The sequence below is a fragment of the Acidilutibacter cellobiosedens genome (genome assembly GCF_004103715.1).
In the GTDB taxonomy this organism is placed as follows: Bacteria; Bacillota; Clostridia; order Tissierellales; family Acidilutibacteraceae; genus Acidilutibacter; species Acidilutibacter cellobiosedens.
This window is the reverse complement of record NZ_CP035282.1, coordinates 416975-436832: the sequence shown is the minus strand read 5'-3', so window position 1 is coordinate 436832 and position 19858 is coordinate 416975. Positions and strand designations below refer to the sequence as shown.

The window sequence follows — 19858 nt, the reverse complement described above, 5'->3', positions numbered from 1 at the left end:
TTGGTAACAATAAAAAAAGCCCGCACCTTCAAAATATGCGGACCTTATTGTTCTTATTTCTTCTCTATTTTTTATATTCCCTAAAAATTTCCTTTAAATATTTATTATCTCCTTTCATTACAATGTCATATACTGTTCTTCCGTCGGAAGTTGTAACATAGGGATCGGCTCCTGCTTCCAATAAAATCTTTGCCATATCACAGTTGCCCATTACAAGTACCGTTTCTATAGGATATTTGTCCTCCGAATCCTTTCCGTTAATATCTACGGATTTACTCTTTATTATTTTGTTTACAAGATTCACGTCATTTTCTTGTACTGCTTTTGTCAGTTGGTCTATAGTATACGAACCAATTTCTGTAACTGTACTATCTTGTCTCAAAGAAAAACCCTTACCACTAAAATCAAATAGCATAGCAGCCAATATAATTGCAGCAAAAGTAATATAAGCTCCTGTCTTTTTTTTCATTACAATACCTCCTTATAATATGATATACCCCCTGTATCTTTTTTGTTTTTCACGACTCTAAATATTTATTTTAATGTAATAAATCGTTTTCCTGATTTTATCTATTAAATTAATTACTCTTTATTAATATTATTAATTTCTTAGTCCAAGAATATATTAGAAGAGCAAAAATGTCAACGAAAATATAGCATATCTTTCCTTACTGACTTATTATAATTTTAGCTCTTTCTATAATTCTATTCGCTCTTATGAGAAATGCATTATCTGTGCCGTAAGGAAAAAATCCGAATCTGGATAAACTAAAAATGAGTATTAAAACGATAATCTATAATAATATTATTATCATACTTCTAATAGGTCTTATTTAATTTTACAGCCTTTAATTAAGCCCTTCTTTCATGAATTCTCTACTCCACAGCATTTATAGATTCGACTATTGATAATTTTTTTATCTTTCTTGATGGAATATAAGTAGATAACAATCCTATAAGTATATTTACACATACTACTAAAACATAAGTCTTCCACTGTAAAATAAATCTCGGGTTTTCAATTGACCATATATGATACTCATAAAGTCTATGCTCTATAGATATCCCTATTATTAGTGAAAATATACTTGAAACCATTCCATAGAATATCCCTTCCGTTCTTATCATCTGTCTGAATTCTTTATTTGTAAGCCCTACAGCTCTTATCATTCCGAATTCTCCTGTCCTTGATATCAGACTATAGCTTATGTTATTTATTATATTAAACATGCTTATTATAAACAGCACCAATGATATAACATATAAAAATGTCATTTTCGTTTCTCCATATTTATTCATTTCTTTTCTCTGAGTAGTAAAATCCCTTACCGTAACTCCTTTTCCTTGCCTTGCTATACTAATAATTTTCTTTTCAAGCCCTCTATTGTCATAACCTTTCTCCTTATTTACTGTTATTATTCTATAAGGTTTAAATCCGCTTAGCTTATCAAAAATATTCTCTGACACAATCATATCTGCTCCTAACCCATAAGCTGAATAATAGTCATCAGAAGTGGGAAAATCATCATAAGTAATTATCCCTCCTATTAAAAATTCTTGTTCCACATATTCTCCTTCATCTTCCATAGTCCAAAATCCTTTTACTGGCTCTCCGTCTTTTCTGAAAGAAACTCTTATGGTATCTCCAACATTTGCATCTATTATCTTTCTATTTCCCTTAAAAGGGGTACACAGTATGGCAACAGGTTTTTTCTTCATCCTGGTTAAATCAACATTTCCTTCCAATAATTTCGAGTCAAGATTTTTTAAAGACTCATCATTAAGTCCCCACAAAGTACTTACCATTACCATTTTGGAACTTTTTTCATCTTTTTTTATAAATATCATAGTACCTTCCTCTTTTCTGTTCATGTCCCTTAAAAACTCTATAAAATTCTGGTAAATAATATCTTTGTCTAAAAATATTCTTCCGTATAATGTCTTGTAGGAAACTACTTCTCTTACTCCCTCCAAATTTTTCAGCTTTTTTACCTCATCTTTGCTAAGTCCGGCATTCATATCAAGATTGCCATTTGTAACTAATTTATAATCATCATACATTTTCCCTATTTTTAATTTTTCATTTATTTGCTGTTGTTGTATATTTCCATAATAACTTGAAACCATAAAAAGAATGCTTCCCATTGTCATAGATAATACGGTTATTAAAGCGCCTTTTTTATCCCTTTCTATGTTTTTAAATGAAAGTATTTTATTAAATGATATAAATTTAGACAGTACATTCACAGAGAAAATTGATTTTGTGCTTTTCTTATTACTTTTAAAATTTTTAGATATGGCTTCTACTGGTGATATCTTTAATACTCTTGATGATATCCACGCAGATATAATAATTATTAAAATCAATACAAGTACTACTGCCAATAATATTATCTCTTTTGGTATAATTATTTTAAGGTTACTTATTTCAAATTCGGTAAACAACTTTCCAAATATCGAGCCGAGTCCCTTGGCACTTAAAATTCCTACCAATATACCAATTGGTATACTTGCTGAAGATATTATCAACAATTCTGACAGTATAAGCTTAAATATCTGAGCCTTACTTCCTCCGATTGCCCTTATTATTCCATAATCTTTTATTCTCTGATACATTGATATATTAAAAATGCTGTATATTACAATAGCAGATACAAAAGATACAAGTATAGAAAAAAATAACATATTTCTATCTATCTTTCCCGTCTGATTTAATACATCTATAAGCATTTTATTTTTATATATATGATCTTTATCTAAACCTATTTTCTTTGAAAGATTATTTGTAGAATTCATTATATTTACATTTTCATTAAATTCTACATAGGCTTTTAATCCATTTGTATTCGTTTCTTCAGAAGATCTACCTACTATGCCTTCAGTTACTCCTGCGGTTTTGTTTCGGACTATATCTTCAATTATCCCAACAAGTTTGTACTGTCTCCGTTCGTTTCTGTTTTCCAGTTTCACATCTATAGTTTGATTCAAATCTGGTTTAATTCCCAAATTACTTATAACTCATGTTTCTAAAGCTATTTCATTTTCATTTTTAGGAAGCCTGCCCTTTATAATTTTGGAATTATTTATAGGAAGATAATTTTCATCAACACAATTCAAACTAATAAATAGAATGTCATTATAATTAAATCCATCATAAAATGATTTAACAGCTATATTCTTTATACCTTCTGTGTTTCTTATTTCTTCTAACTGTTTTTTGTTTATTTCTGAATATACTACATGAAAATTTCCATTATCATATTTAAGATATTCAACTTCCAAAACTTTTGCACTCTGGGATAAAATCCCCACACCTACTATCAAAAGCATACTTAATATGATGCTTAATGATATCGCAAAGGTTCTTGTGGAAAATTTCTTTATATACTTTAAAGATAATTTCATACTCTCAACCATGTTTATTATTCACTCTCTTTCTTGAATACAAAATGCACTGTTGTATTTTCTGAACAGGCTGTAAGAATTATCGGGTTTGCAGTTCATATACGGGTTATTGTCCATGATGCACTGGATATCTTTATCTTTGCTGTACCAGAAAGAGTTTTCATCTTCCAATATAAAGCCCTTAACACCTATAACATTATCAAAGGAAGCAGGATAACTTTTTTCAAATCCGTTTGCAAGGGAACATACAATTATCTTGCCTTTTTCTTTCAGCTTCCCGCATATTCCGTACAAGTCTTCCACTTCTTCATTTTCTATAACCGACAAGCTCAAATTTATAAGCCTGAAATTCTTATCCAAGAAATACTTTAAGGCTTCTTCTAATATCTGTATGTTTGTCCTTCCCTTTTCATCAAGGACTTTCACCGCAAATATTTCCACATCCTTGAATTCTCTCTTTATAACGGAGGCACAGGAAGTCCCGTGGCCGTTTTTATCTTCATAATTATCATCCGCCGTTATATATTCATCATCACAGCTAAAAGACATTCCTCCTATTATATTATCTTTCAAATATTCGTGATTTTTATCAACTCCCGTATCCATCAGTACTGCCTTTACTTTATTTTTCATATGTATCACCTTTATCTACTATAAAACATCTATTGAATTTCTCCGTCTACTATGGAAATCACTCTCTCTGCTTTCTTCGCTATAATGGTATTGTGAGTTATAACTATCAGCGTTTGATTGAATTCTCTGCTGGACATTTCAAGAAGTTCCATTACTTCTTCAGTAGTTTTTGTATCCAAATTCCCCGTAGGTTCGTCTGCAAGTATTATACTTGGCTTTGCTGCCAACGCCCTTCCTATAGCTACTCTCTGCTGCTGCCCTCCTGAAAGCTGATTTGGAAAATGTTCTTGTCTTTCAGTGAGTCCCAAAAAATTTATCAGTTTATCTATATATTCTTTATCAGGTATTTTTTTATCAAGTCTTATTGGCAGCTCTATATTTTCTCTTGCATCTAATACGGATATTAAATTGTACTGCTGAAATACAAACCCTATATTTGTTCTTCTGTATTTAGCCAGCATATCCTCCGAAAATTTATATATATCATCTCCGTTTATTTCAACGGTACCTTCCGTTGGTCTGTCAAGACCTCCCAGAAGATGAAGAAGCGTCGATTTCCCGCTTCCGCTGGGTCCTATTATTGCTACAAACTCTCCTTTATCTACTCTCATATTTATATCCTTCAATGCATATACTCTATTTTCATCTTCTCCGTAAATCTTATTTAAGTTTACAGTTTTTAATATAGGCATAAATTAAATCTCCTCTCATTATTTTTCTATTTTATAATACTCAATTCAATTTATTTACAACTTTCCTTGCTTTTTTAATTTTTATTCATTATTTCTTATCATATTTACTACTGCCGTTTTTCTTATATTCACAGATGATAAATATGTTGTTAAAATTGTTATTATAAAATTTACAATAATAATAAAGAAATATTCCCTCCATTGTATCTTAAAAACAGGGTTTATATATATAGTTAAATATTTCTTATATAAGATATACTGAACAAGCACCCCGAATATAACTACCGCCATACTCGATATAGCGCCGTATAAGAAACCTTCCCTCAAAAACATACCCTTAAGGCCTTCATCTGTAGTGCCAACAGCTCTCAGCATCCCAAATTCCTTCATTCGAGATGCTATATTGTATTTAATGTTGTTTGCTATATTAAATACTCCCATAATAAACAGTACCATTACAATTGCATTCATAAATCTCTGCTTATTTTTATTCAGTATATTAAAGTTTTCTATTTCTTTGTCCAAATCTCTTAGAATAACTCCCGGTTTCTTCTCAATTACCGATTTGATTTTGTTGTTTAAAACATTGTGATTTATTCCTCTTTCTTTGTTGATACTTATAATTTTATATTGGATTATTCCTGTATCCCTTTTAAATATATCTGAAGATAAAACAACATCAACACTGTTGTCCGTGGTATAATAATTATCATAATCTAAAAGGTTGTTTACTATCCCTCCCACAGTGTATTCCTTATATTCATAGCTTTCATCATTATAATTGACTTTCCAATCTTCTTCCGAGTTCGTTCCTTTGGTTGAAAAGGCAATTCTTATTTTGTCTCCTATTTTAAAGTTTGCAACATAAGGATTTTTATTTGCTGTATTGATAGGATTTGGTATCCTTATAACAGCAATATTTTCTTTTTTCATCTTGTTAACGTCAATCTCACCTTTTACCAAGTATTTTTTCAGTTTGTCAAGGGATTTATCATCATATCCGTACATATTATTTTTCAAAATATATTCTTCTGATTTGTCCGTTGCTTTTAAATTTCTGACTAACATGCCGTTCATTATTTCTTTTATATAAGGCTTACTGTTTATGTCTTCAAAATACATTGGCTCCGATATATGTACCCTGCTTGTCAACAGTCTAGAATATATTGTCTGTATGGCTGATAAATTTTTTACTCCCTTTAAGGATTTTATTTTTTCTAATTCTTCACTGCTCAATCCATCCGTTTTTTTTGCACCGGGCACAAAATTTATCTTATAGTCCGAATTATACCCTATCATGTCTGCTATATTGTCTGCCTGTCTCCTTTCCATAAAGCTCAAATAGCTTGCGTTTACAAACAACACTCCCGCAATACTTATTGACAAAACAATCATCAAAAAGCTTTTGCTGTTGGAAAGAATATTCCTTATAATTATAACTGAATATACGGACAGATTACTCATTGGAGCTGCTTTTTTATGTATTTTCTTCCTTGTAACTTTTTCCCTGCCTAAATTTTTTCTTATGGCTTCTATGGGTGATATCTTTGATATGGTCATATATATTGCCAAAGTAATCATAAATATAACTGATACTATAACAACCACAGGTATAATGAAGGCTTCCTTTGGTATAACAAGCTTCCTTATAGTGACGGCTCCTTCTGTGAATACATTTCCGACTAAACCGCTTAATAATTTTGAGCCGATTAATCCCAACAAGTAACCTGCTGGAATACTTACGGCACTTAAAACAAACAGTTCACATAATGTTATTCCTATAAGCTGTTTCTTGTTACTCCCTACAGCCAATAAAATTCCGTATTCCGATATCCTCTGAAGGATGGATATACTGTATATTCCGTATATAACTATAAAAGAAACTGCTAATATTATAAAAAACGAAAAAACAGTATTTTTGTCAATATTATTTAAATTTTTGTAAACCTCTATTAATTCCATGTTTTTTATTATGTCATCACTCTTAATATTTAGTTTCTTGGACAGTAAGGCTGTTGATTTATTTATGCTGTTTTCATCCTTAAAAGTTACCATGGCCACATTCGTATTTCCCTCAAAATTATAATTATAAGGAATGGGTAAAAATACCTGAAGTGTCATTGTCCTTTTAAATTCAGGCCTGTCTCTTAATATACCGACTAACTTATACATCTTTTCTTCATTTCTGTCTTTCAGTTTAAGCTTTACATCACTGCCTGCCTTGGGTTCTTCTCCAAGTACGTTTAAAACCCACTCTTCAACAGCAATTTCATTATCATTTTTAGGATACCTTCCTTCTTTGATAAATGAACTCTCATCGAAAGAACTTCCTAATTTTATGTATTCTGTATTTGCTCTTATAACATATAAATAAAAATCATCACTTAAGGCAACGGAATCATAGTACCCTGCAAATCCTCTGTCTTTTATTGACTTGTCTTTTTTAATTTTTTTCATCCTTGTATTGTCTAAATTTTTAAAAACAGTATTATAACTCCCTCCATCGTATTTTACACGGTCAACATCTGCCTGATTGGCACTTTTATTTAATATTGTTATACTTACAATAACAGCAACACTTAAAATCATCCCAATCAAAATAGAAAAAGCCCTTTTTTTATAATACCTTATATATTTTAATGATAATTTAAACATATAATATGCCTCCTCATTAACAAAATACAAATTGAGTCCATGTACTTGTGAAACTTGGTGCTTCGCCCTGCTTATGGCAATCGTCTTGACAGTCTTGCCCTCTTTGGAAAACAACACTTTCTCCTGGCTTAGTACAATTATCTTGTGCAATAATATCGACTAATTTTTTATCATTAATTTTTTTAATCTTCAGCATATTCTCCCCTCCTTCCCGATTTGATTTATTTATTCCGGTAATTACAGCAAATTATTATTGCCGGAATTAATCTTTAAAAATATAGTTCATACATATTTATTTAAACTATATTTAAGATTTTCAACTGCACAATGTATTGCCGGGGGAGTAAAATAATCACCTGTAGTCAGTTTATTTACTATTCTGCATCTTGAGCCGTCACAATAATTATATATACTGCAGCCTCTGCATGCACATTCTCTTTCACATTCTGATTCATATATTATTTTATTTCTTCTATCTTCATCTAAACCAGAAAAAATATTCCCCATTTTAAACCCTTTCCTGCCGGAAGAAGCAATACATGGATATAAATCTCCGTTTGAATATATATTTATGCTTTTATTCCCCATATTACATTTTCCTTTATTAATATATTGAGGTTTTTCTAATAATGATATATGAACATTTGATGTTCCCCTTGCCTTTATATATTCTCTCAACTTAATTATTGTTATTTTCAAACATTCCACATCATCCTCATCCCAATTAATATCATAATTATTGCTGGCCGGTACAATATATTTAAAGCCTTCATCAATTAAAAACTTAATATCATCATAAAGATTATAAACAGTATTTGAATCATAGGTCATTCTAATTCTAATGTTACCGATTTCTCTTTCTAAAATTTCAGCATTTTTTAAAACTTTTTCAAAACTGCTATTGCCATCTTTAAAAGGCCTCATAGTATCCTGCGTTTTTTTGTTCCCATCTAAACTAACCGTTAAGTCGTATATTTCGTTCTTTAAAAATAAAATTATATCTTTATCTAATATCGTACCATTTGTAGTTATCGCAAATTTAAAATTTTTATCTTTCTTTCTATAATTTATTTTTTTTACTATATCTTCTATTAAATTAAACTCAATTAATGGTTCTCCTCCATGAAATCTTACCATAAGATAATCATTCACGTTATCTTTATATTTACCAAAATTTTTAAATATAAATTCAATCGACTTATCAATAATTAGTTTTGGCATAGAAAAATTACTTTTTTCATCACCTACATAACAATACTTGCAATTCATATTACATTTATTTGTGATCCATAACGTTATTGACATAAATATTCGCCCCACACTCTTTTAAATAAAATTGGTTTTAATTTATCACACCTATTAGAAAAATTTCTAATATTTTTAATATCTACCAAGCTTCCCGGACAAGTCCAACAAAATATATTAACTTTACAATCTCGGCATTCCGAAAATCTTTTATAAATAACATCCTCTAACAAATCATAATTTTTGGTAAATAATTTATCGGCAAAATCATCCGAACATAAATTCCCTAATAACATATTTTCGTTCATAAAACTAGGGCAAGGATAAACATCCCCATTATATCTTACGATAACTTCTTCACTCCCTGCACTGCATGTACATATATTAATCGGGCCGCTATAATCGTCGGAAAGATACTTTTTAGATATAAAAAATTTTCCTCCACTATCATCTAAAAAATACCCATCATTATATTTCCCTCTACCTATAGGGGAGAATCTCCTTAGCACAGGATGAGTCCCCAAACTTTTGTTTAATTCAATAAACTTTTCTTCCATGTCCTCATTTTTATCACCTACAACCATCGACAAAGTTATATTATTATAGTTCACCTTTTTCAATTTTTCTATATTCTTTATAACTTTTTTAAATACACCCTTACCCCTAATTTGTGAACAGCTTTTTTCATCAATGCCGTCGATACTAATATCTATTTTATCAACATTTTCTACTAAAAAGTTTATATTTTCATCATCGATTAATGTTGCATTAGTTGCTAATATTATTTCCCCGCTATACTTATTTCTTAAATATATTAATAATTCTATAAAATCTTTTCTAATCATGGGTTCTCCCCCACTCAACATTATTGAATCAGAGTTCCAAGGTAGTACCCTATCAAAAAGAGTTTTTATCTGTACTGTTGAGAGTTCATATCTATGATTAATATCCGCATCTACACAACAATGGATACATTTCAAATTACATCTATTAGTCAGTTCAAAACTGATGGATTTAATATTATTAGATTTAAAAGTATTATTAACAAGCTTTTTATTAAAAAGTCTGTTATAGACTTCTGTCATAAACTTTTTATCTTCATCATTTACTATGCAGTTATTTAATTCATTAATATTTAATTTATTATTTACGGCATATTTAAATATATCATATACTTCCTTCGACACCCTAATCCATTGTCCATTTTTTCTATTATATATTACAACTTTATTATCATATTCAATAGTGCGTGTATAATTACTAAAAGCAATCTTTGGAAGGTTCATTCTGTACACCCCATTTTAAAAATAATTCTTTAGATTCACTTATAAAAATGATCATCCATTATTTATTCACAGTCTGTTTATTATCCAAAACTATATTATTCTTTTTACTATTATGTCTGAATTATAATACAGTTAAAATACTGTTAATGTATTTAATTTAAAATATCATTAAATCATATATTTCATATTTTGTCAAGTATATATATAATGTTTTTTATAATTTAATAATATGCTGAAAATTGACATATTTTATTTTTATGTTTATAATGAAATTGAAAATGATTTTAATATTAATTTTATAAAAGGAGAGTTTTCAATGCCAAAACAAAATAATCGTTTTGAATTAACTGAGAGAGAATTAGATATCTTGAATATTTTATGGTCTGCTGAAAAACCGTTGCTGGCCTCAGACATCCCCCAAATAGATAATTCCATAAGTATAAATACGGCTCAGGCTGTTTTAAGAAATCTGCTGAAAAAAAAGCTTATTGAGGTTTCCGATATTGTTCATAGCGGAACTGTTCTTTCCCGCAGATATAAACCGACTATAAGTTCACACGATTTTTTTCTTAAACAATTTGTCAAACAGTTTCAAAATTTAAATAAAGATATTCCCACGCCCACTATTGTTGCTACCTTGCTGGAGCACGAAAAAAACGAGGAAGCTGTTATAGAAGAGCTTGAAAAAATGCTTGAAGAAAGAAAAAAACGTCTGAAAGGAGGGAATTAAAACGTCCTTCTCTTTTACTGCTTTTTTAACTATTCTTTTTTTTAGTAGTATATCGATTGTTTTAATGTACTTCTTTTTACGAAATAATAATTCAATCAAAAAACTTGGAATTGGTGCATTATTTTTCTGCATCTTTGTTATTGTTATCAGGCTGCTGATTCCTTTTGAATTTTCCTTTTCGAATAATTTAATTTTCAAACGTCTTCTTCCAAAAATTGTTTTTCCCTTTAGAAAACCAATATTAAAACTAAATAGTCATAATATCTGTCTTCTGCATATTATGGGTTTAATTTGGTTAATGGGATCAATCATCCAATTGAGTAAAGCAATAATCATTTATAAAAATTTTACAAAAGTGATAAATAAATTTCCTGTGGTAAGAAATCCAGAGATTCAAGGTGCTTTGCGGAAAGTACTTCAAAACTACAGTAAGCCGATGAGTTTTAAAATTATACAAGCTAATCTTGTCTCTACTCCCATGGTACTGGGTATACGGAAACCATGGATCGTTATTCCTCAAATAGAACTTTCGGAAAACGAATGGTACTACATTTTTAGCCACGAGGTAGCCCACTACTACCATGGCGATTTATTGATTAAAGTAATTGTTGAATTTTTATGTATTATATATTGGTGGAATCCTTTTATATATATGTTAAGGAGACAAGTATCCAAAGTACTTGAAATACATACGGATCTCACTGCCACAAAATCAATGTGTGAATCGAAACGAATTGAATATCTGGAATGTCTTCTAAAAATAGCAAAACATCATACTGGTAAATATGTGAATAAAGTGGTACTAAACTTTGACAGCGAAAACGTTTCTACTCTTTCTCAGCGATTTCACATAGTTTTGGAAAATTCCACACAAAAAGAAAAATTCAAATTGAAGAATGTCTTTTTTATGGTTATGCCGGTATTATTGTTGGTTGTTTTATCTTTTTGTTTTGTATTTGAACCTTATTCTATATCTCCTAAAGATGCTTCCGATACGGTTGAGCTTACAAAGGAAAATTCATATTTAGTTAAAAATCGAGACAATACTTATGATCTTTATGTCAATAATAAATTCTTTGTTACTGTCAATGATGTTAAAAATTTGCCTGCAGACTTACCCATATATAAAAATATAAAAGAGGTGCAAAAGGATGAAAGAAATTAGAAGGAAAATATCTGTGTGTGTTATTTCAATATGTATTGGCATAACTCTCTTACCCAGAGATGTCTTTGCTTCACCACAATCCGATCACTTAATAACTCCGTTTCCCTATATTATCGGCTGGAGGTACAAAAAAGTGAACGGAAAATTATACAGATGCCGATATAATTATTCAAAAGAAAAACGGATTGGCGAATTGGAACCTTACTATTAAAACAAGACTCCATTTTAGACAGTTGTGTAGATATTAAAACCTTTAAATTCTATGCATCAGCTTTTACAAGTTTATTATATATTCCATCATTTAATTTTAATTCTTCTTTATTACCAGACTCAACTATTTTTCCATTGTGCAATACATATATATTATCTGCATCTTTAATTGTCGAGAGTCTATGTGCAATAATTATTACTATTTTATCTTGCATATATTTCTTCATATTTTTTAATATATAGGCTTGTGATATATTATCAAGGGCGGATGTAGCTTCGTCAAAAACAAGTATATCGTTATCGTTTACAAGAGCCCTTGCTATTGAGATTCTTTGCCTTTGTCCACCTGATATTTTTACGCCTTTTTCTCCTATTACGGTATCTAAACCATCTTTTAAACCTTTCACAAAATCGGTTAAACCAACTACCTCGCAAATTCTAAGTATTTCTTCATCATTTATCGTGCTGGAAAGAATTATATTATTTCTAATACTATCATCAAGCATAAGAATATCTTGACTTACAACACTAATACTCTTTCTAAGAGTGAGAAGATTTATATCTTTAATATTTATTCCATCTATTAATATTTTTCCTTCATTAACATCCCAGAATCTATAGATTAAATTTACCAAGGTTGTTTTTCCGCATCCACTTTCACCAACAATCGCTGATGTAGCACCTTTTTTAAACATAAGATTTATATCTTTTAATACATAATTACTATCTGCCTTTTCTTTATTTAAATATTTAAAATAAACATCTTTAAATTCAATTTCGTTTATATTCCCTTTCAGCAATTTATATCCTTTATCGTTTATTTTAATATCAGATTCTTCATCAAGCAAAAAATAAACTCTATCAATCGATACTTTAGTTTGCTGAATTCTATTATTTGCCCTAATTATATTTATACAAGGGCCTATAAACATAGTAGTATATTCTTGAAAAGCAAGTAATGTACCTAATGTCATATTCCCCTTTATTACTATATATCCGCCATATCCATATATACAAACCATAATTAAAGCACTAAAAATTTTTGCAATTAACATGTTTCCTCCTATTGTCATATCTATATTTATATATTTTTTTATAAGATCTTTTTCTTTTCTTAAATAAGTTTTAAAAAACTTAAGCTTTGATTTTGACAATACTATATTCATAATATTAGATATATATTCTTGTATTAAGCTTGAATTTTCACCATATTTTTTTCTAATTATATTAGTTTGATTAGCAATTTTGTTAGTAAGTTTATTTTGAATAAGTACTAGAGTGTTTGCTGTAAAATAAAATTACCCAATATTGCAAAGTAGAATTCCCCACTTTTGCAGAGGTAATTTCCCCAATATTGCAAATGCCATTGCAGACATCTGACCAATATATTATCCTTGTAATTGATTAGATTGCAAGGAGGAAATGGAGATGCTAACAATGGCACAAATATATGATATCAGAAAACTTTACTTTGAGGAAGGGAAAAATATATCTCAAATATCCCGTGAAACCGGTTATGACAGAAAAACAATAAGGGAGTATATTAATAAAAATGATTGGAACAAGCCTGTTCCTGCAGTTAAAACAAATATGGAATTTTCTAAACTTGATCCTTACAAGTCAATTATTACCCAATGGCTGGAGAATGATAAGAAAGCAAAAAAGAAACAACGTCATACAGCCACCAGGGTCTATAACAGACTGAAAGAAGAAATCGAAGGTTTTGACTGTTCTTACCGGACAGTAGCGGCTTTTGTAACATTAAAGAAAAAGGAAATTTTTCATACCGAAAAAGAAGGATATTTGCCGTTGGAGCACCCTGCGGGTGAAGCACAGGTTGATTTCGGGGATGCACAGTTTTATGAAAATGGCGTACTTCATGACGGAAAATATCTGAATGTATCTTTCCCATACAGTAATCAGGGATATCTTCAGTTATTCTATGGAGAAAATATTGAATGTTTGTTGGAAGGATTGAAAGCAATATTCGAATATATAGGAGGTGTTCCAACCCGGTTATGGTTTGACAATACGAAGACGATTGTAACCAAAATACTGAAAGAAGGAAGCCGTAACCTGACTGAAAAATTCATGAGATTTCGGGAACATTACGGTTTTGATACTGTATTCTGTAATCCTGAGGCAGGGCATGAAAAGGGGAATGTTGAATCAAAAGTAGGATACCACAGGAGAAATATGTTAGTCCCCATTCCGAGATTTCAGGAATTAAGGAAATATAACGAGGAATTACTTGTCAAATGTAATGAAGACGGAAACAGGGAGCATTACAGGAAAGCAGATTTTATCAGTAAATTGTTTGAAGAAGATAAAAAGAATTTTTTACCGCTGCCTGCAACAGAGTTTGATACAGCAGGATATCATATAGTACATACAAACGGATATGGGCGATTTTATTTAAACAATGGATTACATGAATATTCCGTTTCACCAAAATACGCAAATACCCGTGTTGTAATCAAAATTACATCTTTATATGTGATACCTATGGATGAAAATCAAAACGAAATTGTTCGGCACAAAAGATTATACGGAGATCATAAACAGCAAAGCATGAAGTGGCTTCCCTATCTGAGGCAGCTTGCCAAACGTCCTGGGGCACTAAAATATAGTGGTATCTATAACATTATGCCGGAAGATATGAAGAAATACCTGGATAAATGTAAAAGAAGCGAGAGAGGGAAGATACTATCCGTAATAGCTTCATTAACAGAGAAAAATGGTTTTGAGAATGCAGCACAAACAGTAACCCAAGTACTATGTTATGATGCAGTGGATGTAGACAGCCTGATAAGCATGCACAGGCATTTATGCAGTGAGATAAGGGAATTACCTCCGATGAAAACAGAAAGCAGAATACCCCGACTGAAACCTACGAAAACAGATTTATCAAAGTATGATAAGGCATTGAAAAAATGGGGTAAAAGGACATGTTAGATAAAGAAATCAGAGAATGCTGTAAACGTCTCAGATTAAGTCAAAACCTGGCAGAACAGGCACAGACAACGGAAGGGGAAAATCATCAGGAATTTTTACTTAAACTACTGCAGGAAGAAATAGAACACAGAAAAACAGCAAGAATAGATAAACTAATAAGCAAGGCAGGATTCTATAGTATAAAAACATTTAACGGATTCAAGTTTGATGAAATAAGCCTGCCTCCAGGTGTTACACCGGAGTATTTAAAGGAGTTAAAGTTTTGTGAAAGCAAAACAAATATCATAATGTACGGAAATGTAGGTACAGGGAAAACTCACTTATCCATAGCATTAGGAGTAGAAGCTTGTAAAAAAGGGATGGAAACCCGTTTTTACCGTACGGCAGCATTAGTTAACAGACTGTCGGAAGCAAAGAAAGAAGGAACCTTAAGCAGTTTTATGAAAAAGATTATGAAAGCGGAACTGATTATATGTGATGAATGGGGATATGTACCCCTTGATGTAACAGGAGCCCGGCTGTTGTTTGAACTTATATCCGAATGCTATGAACAAAGAACACTGATTATAAACACTAATATTGAATTTTCAAGATGGATAAATGTTTTTTATGATAAAGATATGACAGCCGCAATACTGGATAGAGTTTTACACCACTGTCACCTGCTGCTTTTCCCCGGGGAGAGCAACAGGATGAGAGAATCAAGTATTTCGGCTTAGTAACCGCAGAATAAAAAGTTGAAAGATGGCTGCAATGATCAAAAATTCCCCACCTATGGGGTGAGGAAAAAAATTTGCAAAAGTGAGGAATTTCCTCTTGCAAAAAACATACTAGAGATACTTGAAGAACAAGAACCATTAAAAATAGATCCAATTTCATTCCAACTAATAAAACAATTGATACTGCGGATGTAAGCAAATTGGCAACAATAGAAAATATAAGACTTGAATCAAAATTTTCTATTATATTTATATCATCTTGGATTATTGATAGCATATTTCCAGTTTTTATATTTAAGTAATAATTACCTGATAATTTTGATAAATGATCTAAAATTTTTATTCTTAGGTCTATTGTAACTTTATTTTTCATTATTGAATATAAATATTCAAGCATAAAATTAAGTAATGCTGATAAAATAGATATTATAAAAGATAAAGATATAAATTTAAAAGTTAAAGTTATACTTTTTTTCATTATGCCATAATCAATTATATATTTAGTAAACTGAGGTAATATTAAATCCATTATACTTGTTAAAATTACTAATATAAATGCAATAATAAGTTGTATTTTATTTTTTTTAATTAAAAGTTTAGAAAATCTGATTATGTTTTTATACTTATCTTTTTCTCTTTTTCTCTTTTTTACTATCATACATTATCTTCCCATCATTATCTTAGTCTAAAACAAATATTTACTTGTTAACCAAATAACAAACGAAATTAAAATATTGATAATTATAACATTTATCTATACCATTTCTTTATTCCTCAAATCATCAATTATTTTCCCATCGATTATAGTTAATATTCTGTCGGCAGTTTTTGCTATATCCTCATTATGAGTTATCATAACTAAAGTTTGATTAAATTCACTTACACACATTTTCAATATTTCCATTACTTCTACGGTTGTCTTTGAATCCAAGTTTCCTGTAGGCTCATCTGCAAATATTACAGAAGGTTTATTTGCAAGAGCTCTTGCTATTGCCACTCTTTGCTGCTGTCCTCCCGAAAGTTCGTTTGGAAATTTCATTATCTGTGATTTCAAGCCAAGCTTTTCTATGAGATTATTTATATATTCCTTGTTTCCTTTCTTCTTATCTATTGAAACCGGCAATATTATGTTGTCATATACGTTTATTACCGGGATGAGGTTGAAATTTTGAAATATGAATCCAAATTTCTGCCTTCTTATTTGCGATAATTTATCATCATTTAAATTATATATATCCATATCGTCTAAATAGACTTTCCCTGATGTTGGCCTATCAAGGCTGGCAACACAATGTAAAAAAGTACTTTTGCCGGATCCGCTTGGCCCTACTATAGATATAAATTTATGCGGTTCAATTTCTATATTTACGCCTTTTAAAGCATAAACTTCATTTTCCCCTCCCCATAAATCTTGTTTAAATCAATTGTTTTTAACATTTTCACTTTTATTACCTCACTATTCATTTTCTGAAATTCCTTCAATTATGTTAAGCTTTTCAATTTTATCTTTAGAAACATATACTGCAATAAAACACATTACAGCAGAAACTATAAAAACTATCAGTATCTGTTTAAAAGGAATGCCGTATGAAAGAGTTTGATTATATCCATCTTCTAACATCGTATTATTTATTCTTACAATGCCTTTATTATAGTCATATATGCCAAAAATTGCAGCTAATACAGAAGCAATGATACCATATGTTTCAGATTCAACCAGTACTGCCTTTTTTAAATTTCTGATACTCATTCCAATTGCTCTTAAAACTGATAATTCTTTTGTCCTTAATATAATATTGCTCCTCACAATGGTAATAATATTAACAGATAATATGAGAATCATTAAAAACTGATATATGATATCCAACTTTTCTTCTGATGTTCGCGCTATATACTTCTTATTTTCATTTTTTCCCCCTACTGAAGAAAAGGAATAGTCTTTAACCATTTGCTCTATTTTTCCCTCAACAGATTCAAGTTCTCCATCTTCAACAGCCACAAAAAGTTTATTGTAGTTTTGCTGGCCGGTTAACTCCCTGTAATCGTCTTTCCTAAAGATTATCTGTCCTCCCGTAAACTCCGGGTCACCATCTTGGGTTGCGATATAAGTATTATCCATTATGCCTGAAACCTCTACTTTAAATTTTTCATATCTCTCTACTCCGTCTCTGTAAACAGGCAATTTTATTTCTAAAACATCTCCCACATTTACATCTTTTATAACTTTTGTTGAATATGAGTGAATACCTCTGGAATAAATGTTGTTAATCAATAGTACTTTTTTATAGTCTCCCGGTTTTTCCTCTATTATATTTTCTCCTTTGGCAATAAACCTGTTTATATTTTTTAACAAATTTTTATTATAGCCCTTTACAAGAAGAGGATATTCCTTATCATAATCAGAATAGTATTTTTGCTCTTGTCGTCTTAACTCTTTTATTAAATCATCAGATACTCTTTTCTTACTGATTGACAAAAAACTATCTTGGTTATAGAAGAAAGGCTCGACTTTTTTTACACCTTTTAATTTTTTTATTTTTTGTATAATGGGAGCATTTATATTATAAAATATATCTTCCGTATTTCGATAATTACCGCTTAAGGTTATATCAACATTTCCATAGGACATAGGCCTAAGTCCACTTGTTATATTGGTTGTTAACTTCATTCGATCGTTAATGACAGACGTCTGTATAAATATAGCGCTAACTAAAAACATCGCTGTAATTGTTAAAATTGTTTTAGATTTATTTCTCCAGATATTTCCGTTGGCAAATTTAATTAATATATTTCCCTTCATTTTCTTTCTTTCATCTATATTTGCTCTTGATCTCTTTTTAACCTTATCGCTTTTGTTTATGGACTCAATTATGGACATTCTCAATGTTTTTCTGACTATTATAAAGTTTGAAACGGATACTGCTATTATCGAAACTAAGAAAGAAAAAATTATGCTCTCTTTTTCTATTGATAGAACTGTACTATATCCATATATCATTCTTACGCCTATATATGAAAAAACTGTACCTGCTAATATGCCTATTAGCGTCCCAAATATTATATAAAATAAACTTGATACTCGAAACATTCTTTTAATATCTTTATTTGACATGCCTATAGCTCTCAACATTCCAATTTGTTTTATCCTGTCCGATAATATAATGTTGTAGATATTGTATATAACAAGGCATGATACAATAATTAAAATAATTGAGTTTTCAATATTTTTTATGCTATATTTGGTAACGATTTTATAAACTTCTCCTTGAAATACTTCGACATTATAGAATAAATTGTAATCCTCAAGATTTAATTTTTTATACATTTTATCTAAAAAAGCAGATTCGTCTTTCTTATTATGAAGATATATATTCCCTTTATATGTATCTTCAGTTTTCGTTATAGTCAGATTTGTTTCTTCTGAAATAAATGCTTGTCCCTTAAAACCATTTAATGATTTATAATATTTTTCCGGTTTCTGTATCAAACCTACAATTTTAAATCTTTTATTTCCGCTGTCTATTTGCGAAATATTGTCTTTATCCAAATACTTGTTTAATACCATTAAGTCAATCTCTTTATTTAAAGGATCTTTAATCCCCATTTGTTCTGTTGCTTCTTCTTCTATTACTATTTCTCCGTCTTTTATAGGCTTTCTCCCTATAAATTTATAATTGAGGGAATCAATATAATCTTTATTAAATGTATTTAAATCAAGTATAACTCCATTATTAGTGTTAACTACTTCGCATAAATATCTCACACTGATTAATTTTTTTACCTCTTTCTGTTTTTTCAGTTCTTCTACCGAATTCATATCAATGTCATCAAAAAACAGATTATAATCTCCATGTAAGTTTTTTGCTTCTCTTATCTGGCTGTCGTATCCCGAATCCCTGATTACAAACATTGAAAAGATTAACATAACCGCTAATCCTACGCTGGCTAAAAGTGCTATAGTTTTTCCTTTCTGCTTTTTTATATAGGAAAAAGCCAATTTAATTATCATCAAACTTTCCACCTCTCTATAAAGACAATATAAACAGATAATCAATTTAAAAATTAATTGTCTGTTTAATAATTTTAATGTATTTAATTTACAATATAATTAAAGCATATATTTAATGTTTTATCAAGTATGCATACAATATTTTTTATAATCT

General features: G+C 30.0%; 18 protein-coding genes and 1 pseudogene. 6 read left to right on the top strand and 13 right to left on the bottom strand.

Annotated features, from left to right (window positions below; genetic code table 11):
- Window positions 1–64: 64 nt before the first annotated feature.
- From EQM13_RS02120 to EQM13_RS02080, 9 genes are all read right to left on the bottom strand, one after another.
- A complete protein-coding gene (locus tag EQM13_RS02120) occupies window positions 65–469 on the bottom strand; it encodes an ankyrin repeat domain-containing protein (protein WP_128751821.1) in 405 nt (134 codons plus the stop codon).
- 407 nt (window positions 470–876) lie between these two features.
- Window positions 877–2988, bottom strand: coding sequence for an ABC transporter permease (locus EQM13_RS02115; RefSeq protein ID WP_161567150.1), 2112 nt, complete (start codon window positions 2986–2988; stop codon window positions 877–879).
- A 30-nt stretch (window positions 2989–3018) separates the two neighbouring features.
- A complete protein-coding gene (locus EQM13_RS02110; RefSeq protein ID WP_128751819.1) occupies window positions 3019–3405 on the bottom strand; it encodes a hypothetical protein in 387 nt (128 codons plus the stop codon).
- 21 nt (window positions 3406–3426) lie between these two features.
- A complete protein-coding gene (locus EQM13_RS02105; protein ID WP_128751818.1) occupies window positions 3427–4038 on the bottom strand; it encodes a S8 family serine peptidase in 612 nt (203 codons plus the stop codon).
- A gap of 29 nt (window positions 4039–4067) precedes the next feature.
- Window positions 4068–4730 carry an ABC transporter ATP-binding protein gene (locus EQM13_RS02100; RefSeq protein WP_128751817.1) on the bottom strand — a complete coding sequence of 221 codons (663 nt, stop codon included), beginning with the start codon at window positions 4728–4730 and terminating at the stop codon, window positions 4068–4070.
- 81 nt (window positions 4731–4811) lie between these two features.
- Window positions 4812–7385, bottom strand: coding sequence for an ABC transporter permease (locus EQM13_RS02095; protein ID WP_128751816.1), 2574 nt, complete (start codon window positions 7383–7385; stop codon window positions 4812–4814).
- A gap of 16 nt (window positions 7386–7401) precedes the next feature.
- A complete protein-coding gene (locus EQM13_RS02090) occupies window positions 7402–7581 on the bottom strand; it encodes a hypothetical protein (protein ID WP_128751815.1) in 180 nt (59 codons plus the stop codon).
- Window positions 7582–7667: 86 nt separating this feature from the next.
- Window positions 7668–8690, bottom strand: a complete 1023-nt coding sequence (locus EQM13_RS02085; RefSeq protein WP_128751814.1) for a radical SAM/SPASM domain-containing protein — start codon at window positions 8688–8690, stop codon at window positions 7668–7670.
- Window positions 8681–9916 carry a radical SAM/SPASM domain-containing protein gene (locus EQM13_RS02080; RefSeq protein WP_128751813.1) on the bottom strand — a complete coding sequence of 412 codons (1236 nt, stop codon included), beginning with the start codon at window positions 9914–9916 and terminating at the stop codon, window positions 8681–8683. The genes EQM13_RS02085 and EQM13_RS02080 overlap by 10 nt, the downstream gene beginning before the upstream one ends.
- Window positions 9917–10232: 316 nt before the next feature.
- Here EQM13_RS02080 and EQM13_RS02075 point away from each other — a divergent pair, with 316 nt between their 5' ends.
- The 3 genes from EQM13_RS02075 (at window position 10233) to EQM13_RS02065 (ending at window position 12022) form a co-directional block, all read left to right on the top strand.
- The gene (locus EQM13_RS02075; protein WP_071139848.1) at window positions 10233–10646 is read left to right on the top strand and encodes a BlaI/MecI/CopY family transcriptional regulator; all 414 of its coding nucleotides are present in this window, start codon (window positions 10233–10235) and stop codon (window positions 10644–10646) included.
- 64 nt (window positions 10647–10710) lie between these two features.
- Complete coding sequence (locus EQM13_RS02070; protein ID WP_128751812.1) at window positions 10711–11811, top strand: M56 family metallopeptidase; 1101 nt, start codon at window positions 10711–10713, stop codon at window positions 11809–11811.
- Entirely contained in the window at window positions 11798–12022 is a 225-nt protein-coding gene (locus tag EQM13_RS02065) for a hypothetical protein (RefSeq protein WP_128751811.1), read from the top strand. The genes EQM13_RS02070 and EQM13_RS02065 overlap by 14 nt, the downstream gene beginning before the upstream one ends.
- A gap of 49 nt (window positions 12023–12071) precedes the next feature.
- Here EQM13_RS02065 and EQM13_RS02060 read toward each other — a convergent pair whose 3' ends face one another.
- On the bottom strand, window positions 12072–13289 hold the full coding sequence (locus EQM13_RS02060; RefSeq protein WP_255417561.1) for an ABC transporter ATP-binding protein: 1218 nt from the start codon (window positions 13287–13289) through the stop codon (window positions 12072–12074).
- Window positions 13290–13458: 169 nt separating this feature from the next.
- Between EQM13_RS02060 and istA the strand changes: the two genes are divergently transcribed.
- From istA to EQM13_RS18380, 3 genes are read left to right on the top strand one after another with little or no spacing between them, the layout of a single operon-like run.
- Complete coding sequence (istA, locus tag EQM13_RS02055; RefSeq protein ID WP_406565237.1) at window positions 13459–14976, top strand: IS21 family transposase; 1518 nt, start codon at window positions 13459–13461, stop codon at window positions 14974–14976.
- Window positions 14970–15695, top strand: a complete 726-nt coding sequence (gene istB, locus EQM13_RS02050) for an IS21-like element helper ATPase IstB (protein ID WP_128751668.1) — start codon at window positions 14970–14972, stop codon at window positions 15693–15695. Before istA ends, istB begins: the two co-directional genes overlap by 7 nt.
- Before the next feature lie 18 nt (window positions 15696–15713).
- Window positions 15714–15890: a hypothetical protein gene (locus tag EQM13_RS18380; protein ID WP_170177300.1), complete on the top strand. Its 177-nt coding sequence runs from the start codon at window positions 15714–15716 to the stop codon at window positions 15888–15890.
- Here the strand turns inward: EQM13_RS18380 and EQM13_RS18975 are convergent.
- From EQM13_RS18975 to EQM13_RS02035, 3 genes and pseudogenes are all read right to left on the bottom strand, one after another.
- Window positions 15880–16224 (bottom strand): annotated as a pseudogene (locus EQM13_RS18975) (ABC transporter transmembrane domain-containing protein); the annotation flags it as partial. The gene EQM13_RS18380 and the pseudogene EQM13_RS18975 overlap by 11 nt on opposite strands.
- Before the next feature lie 225 nt (window positions 16225–16449).
- On the bottom strand, window positions 16450–17028 hold the full coding sequence (locus tag EQM13_RS02040; protein ID WP_454665256.1) for an ABC transporter ATP-binding protein: 579 nt from the start codon (window positions 17026–17028) through the stop codon (window positions 16450–16452).
- 123 nt (window positions 17029–17151) lie between these two features.
- Window positions 17152–19704: an ABC transporter permease gene (locus EQM13_RS02035; protein WP_240662982.1), complete on the bottom strand. Its 2553-nt coding sequence runs from the start codon at window positions 19702–19704 to the stop codon at window positions 17152–17154.
- Window positions 19705–19858: the final 154 nt, after the last annotated feature.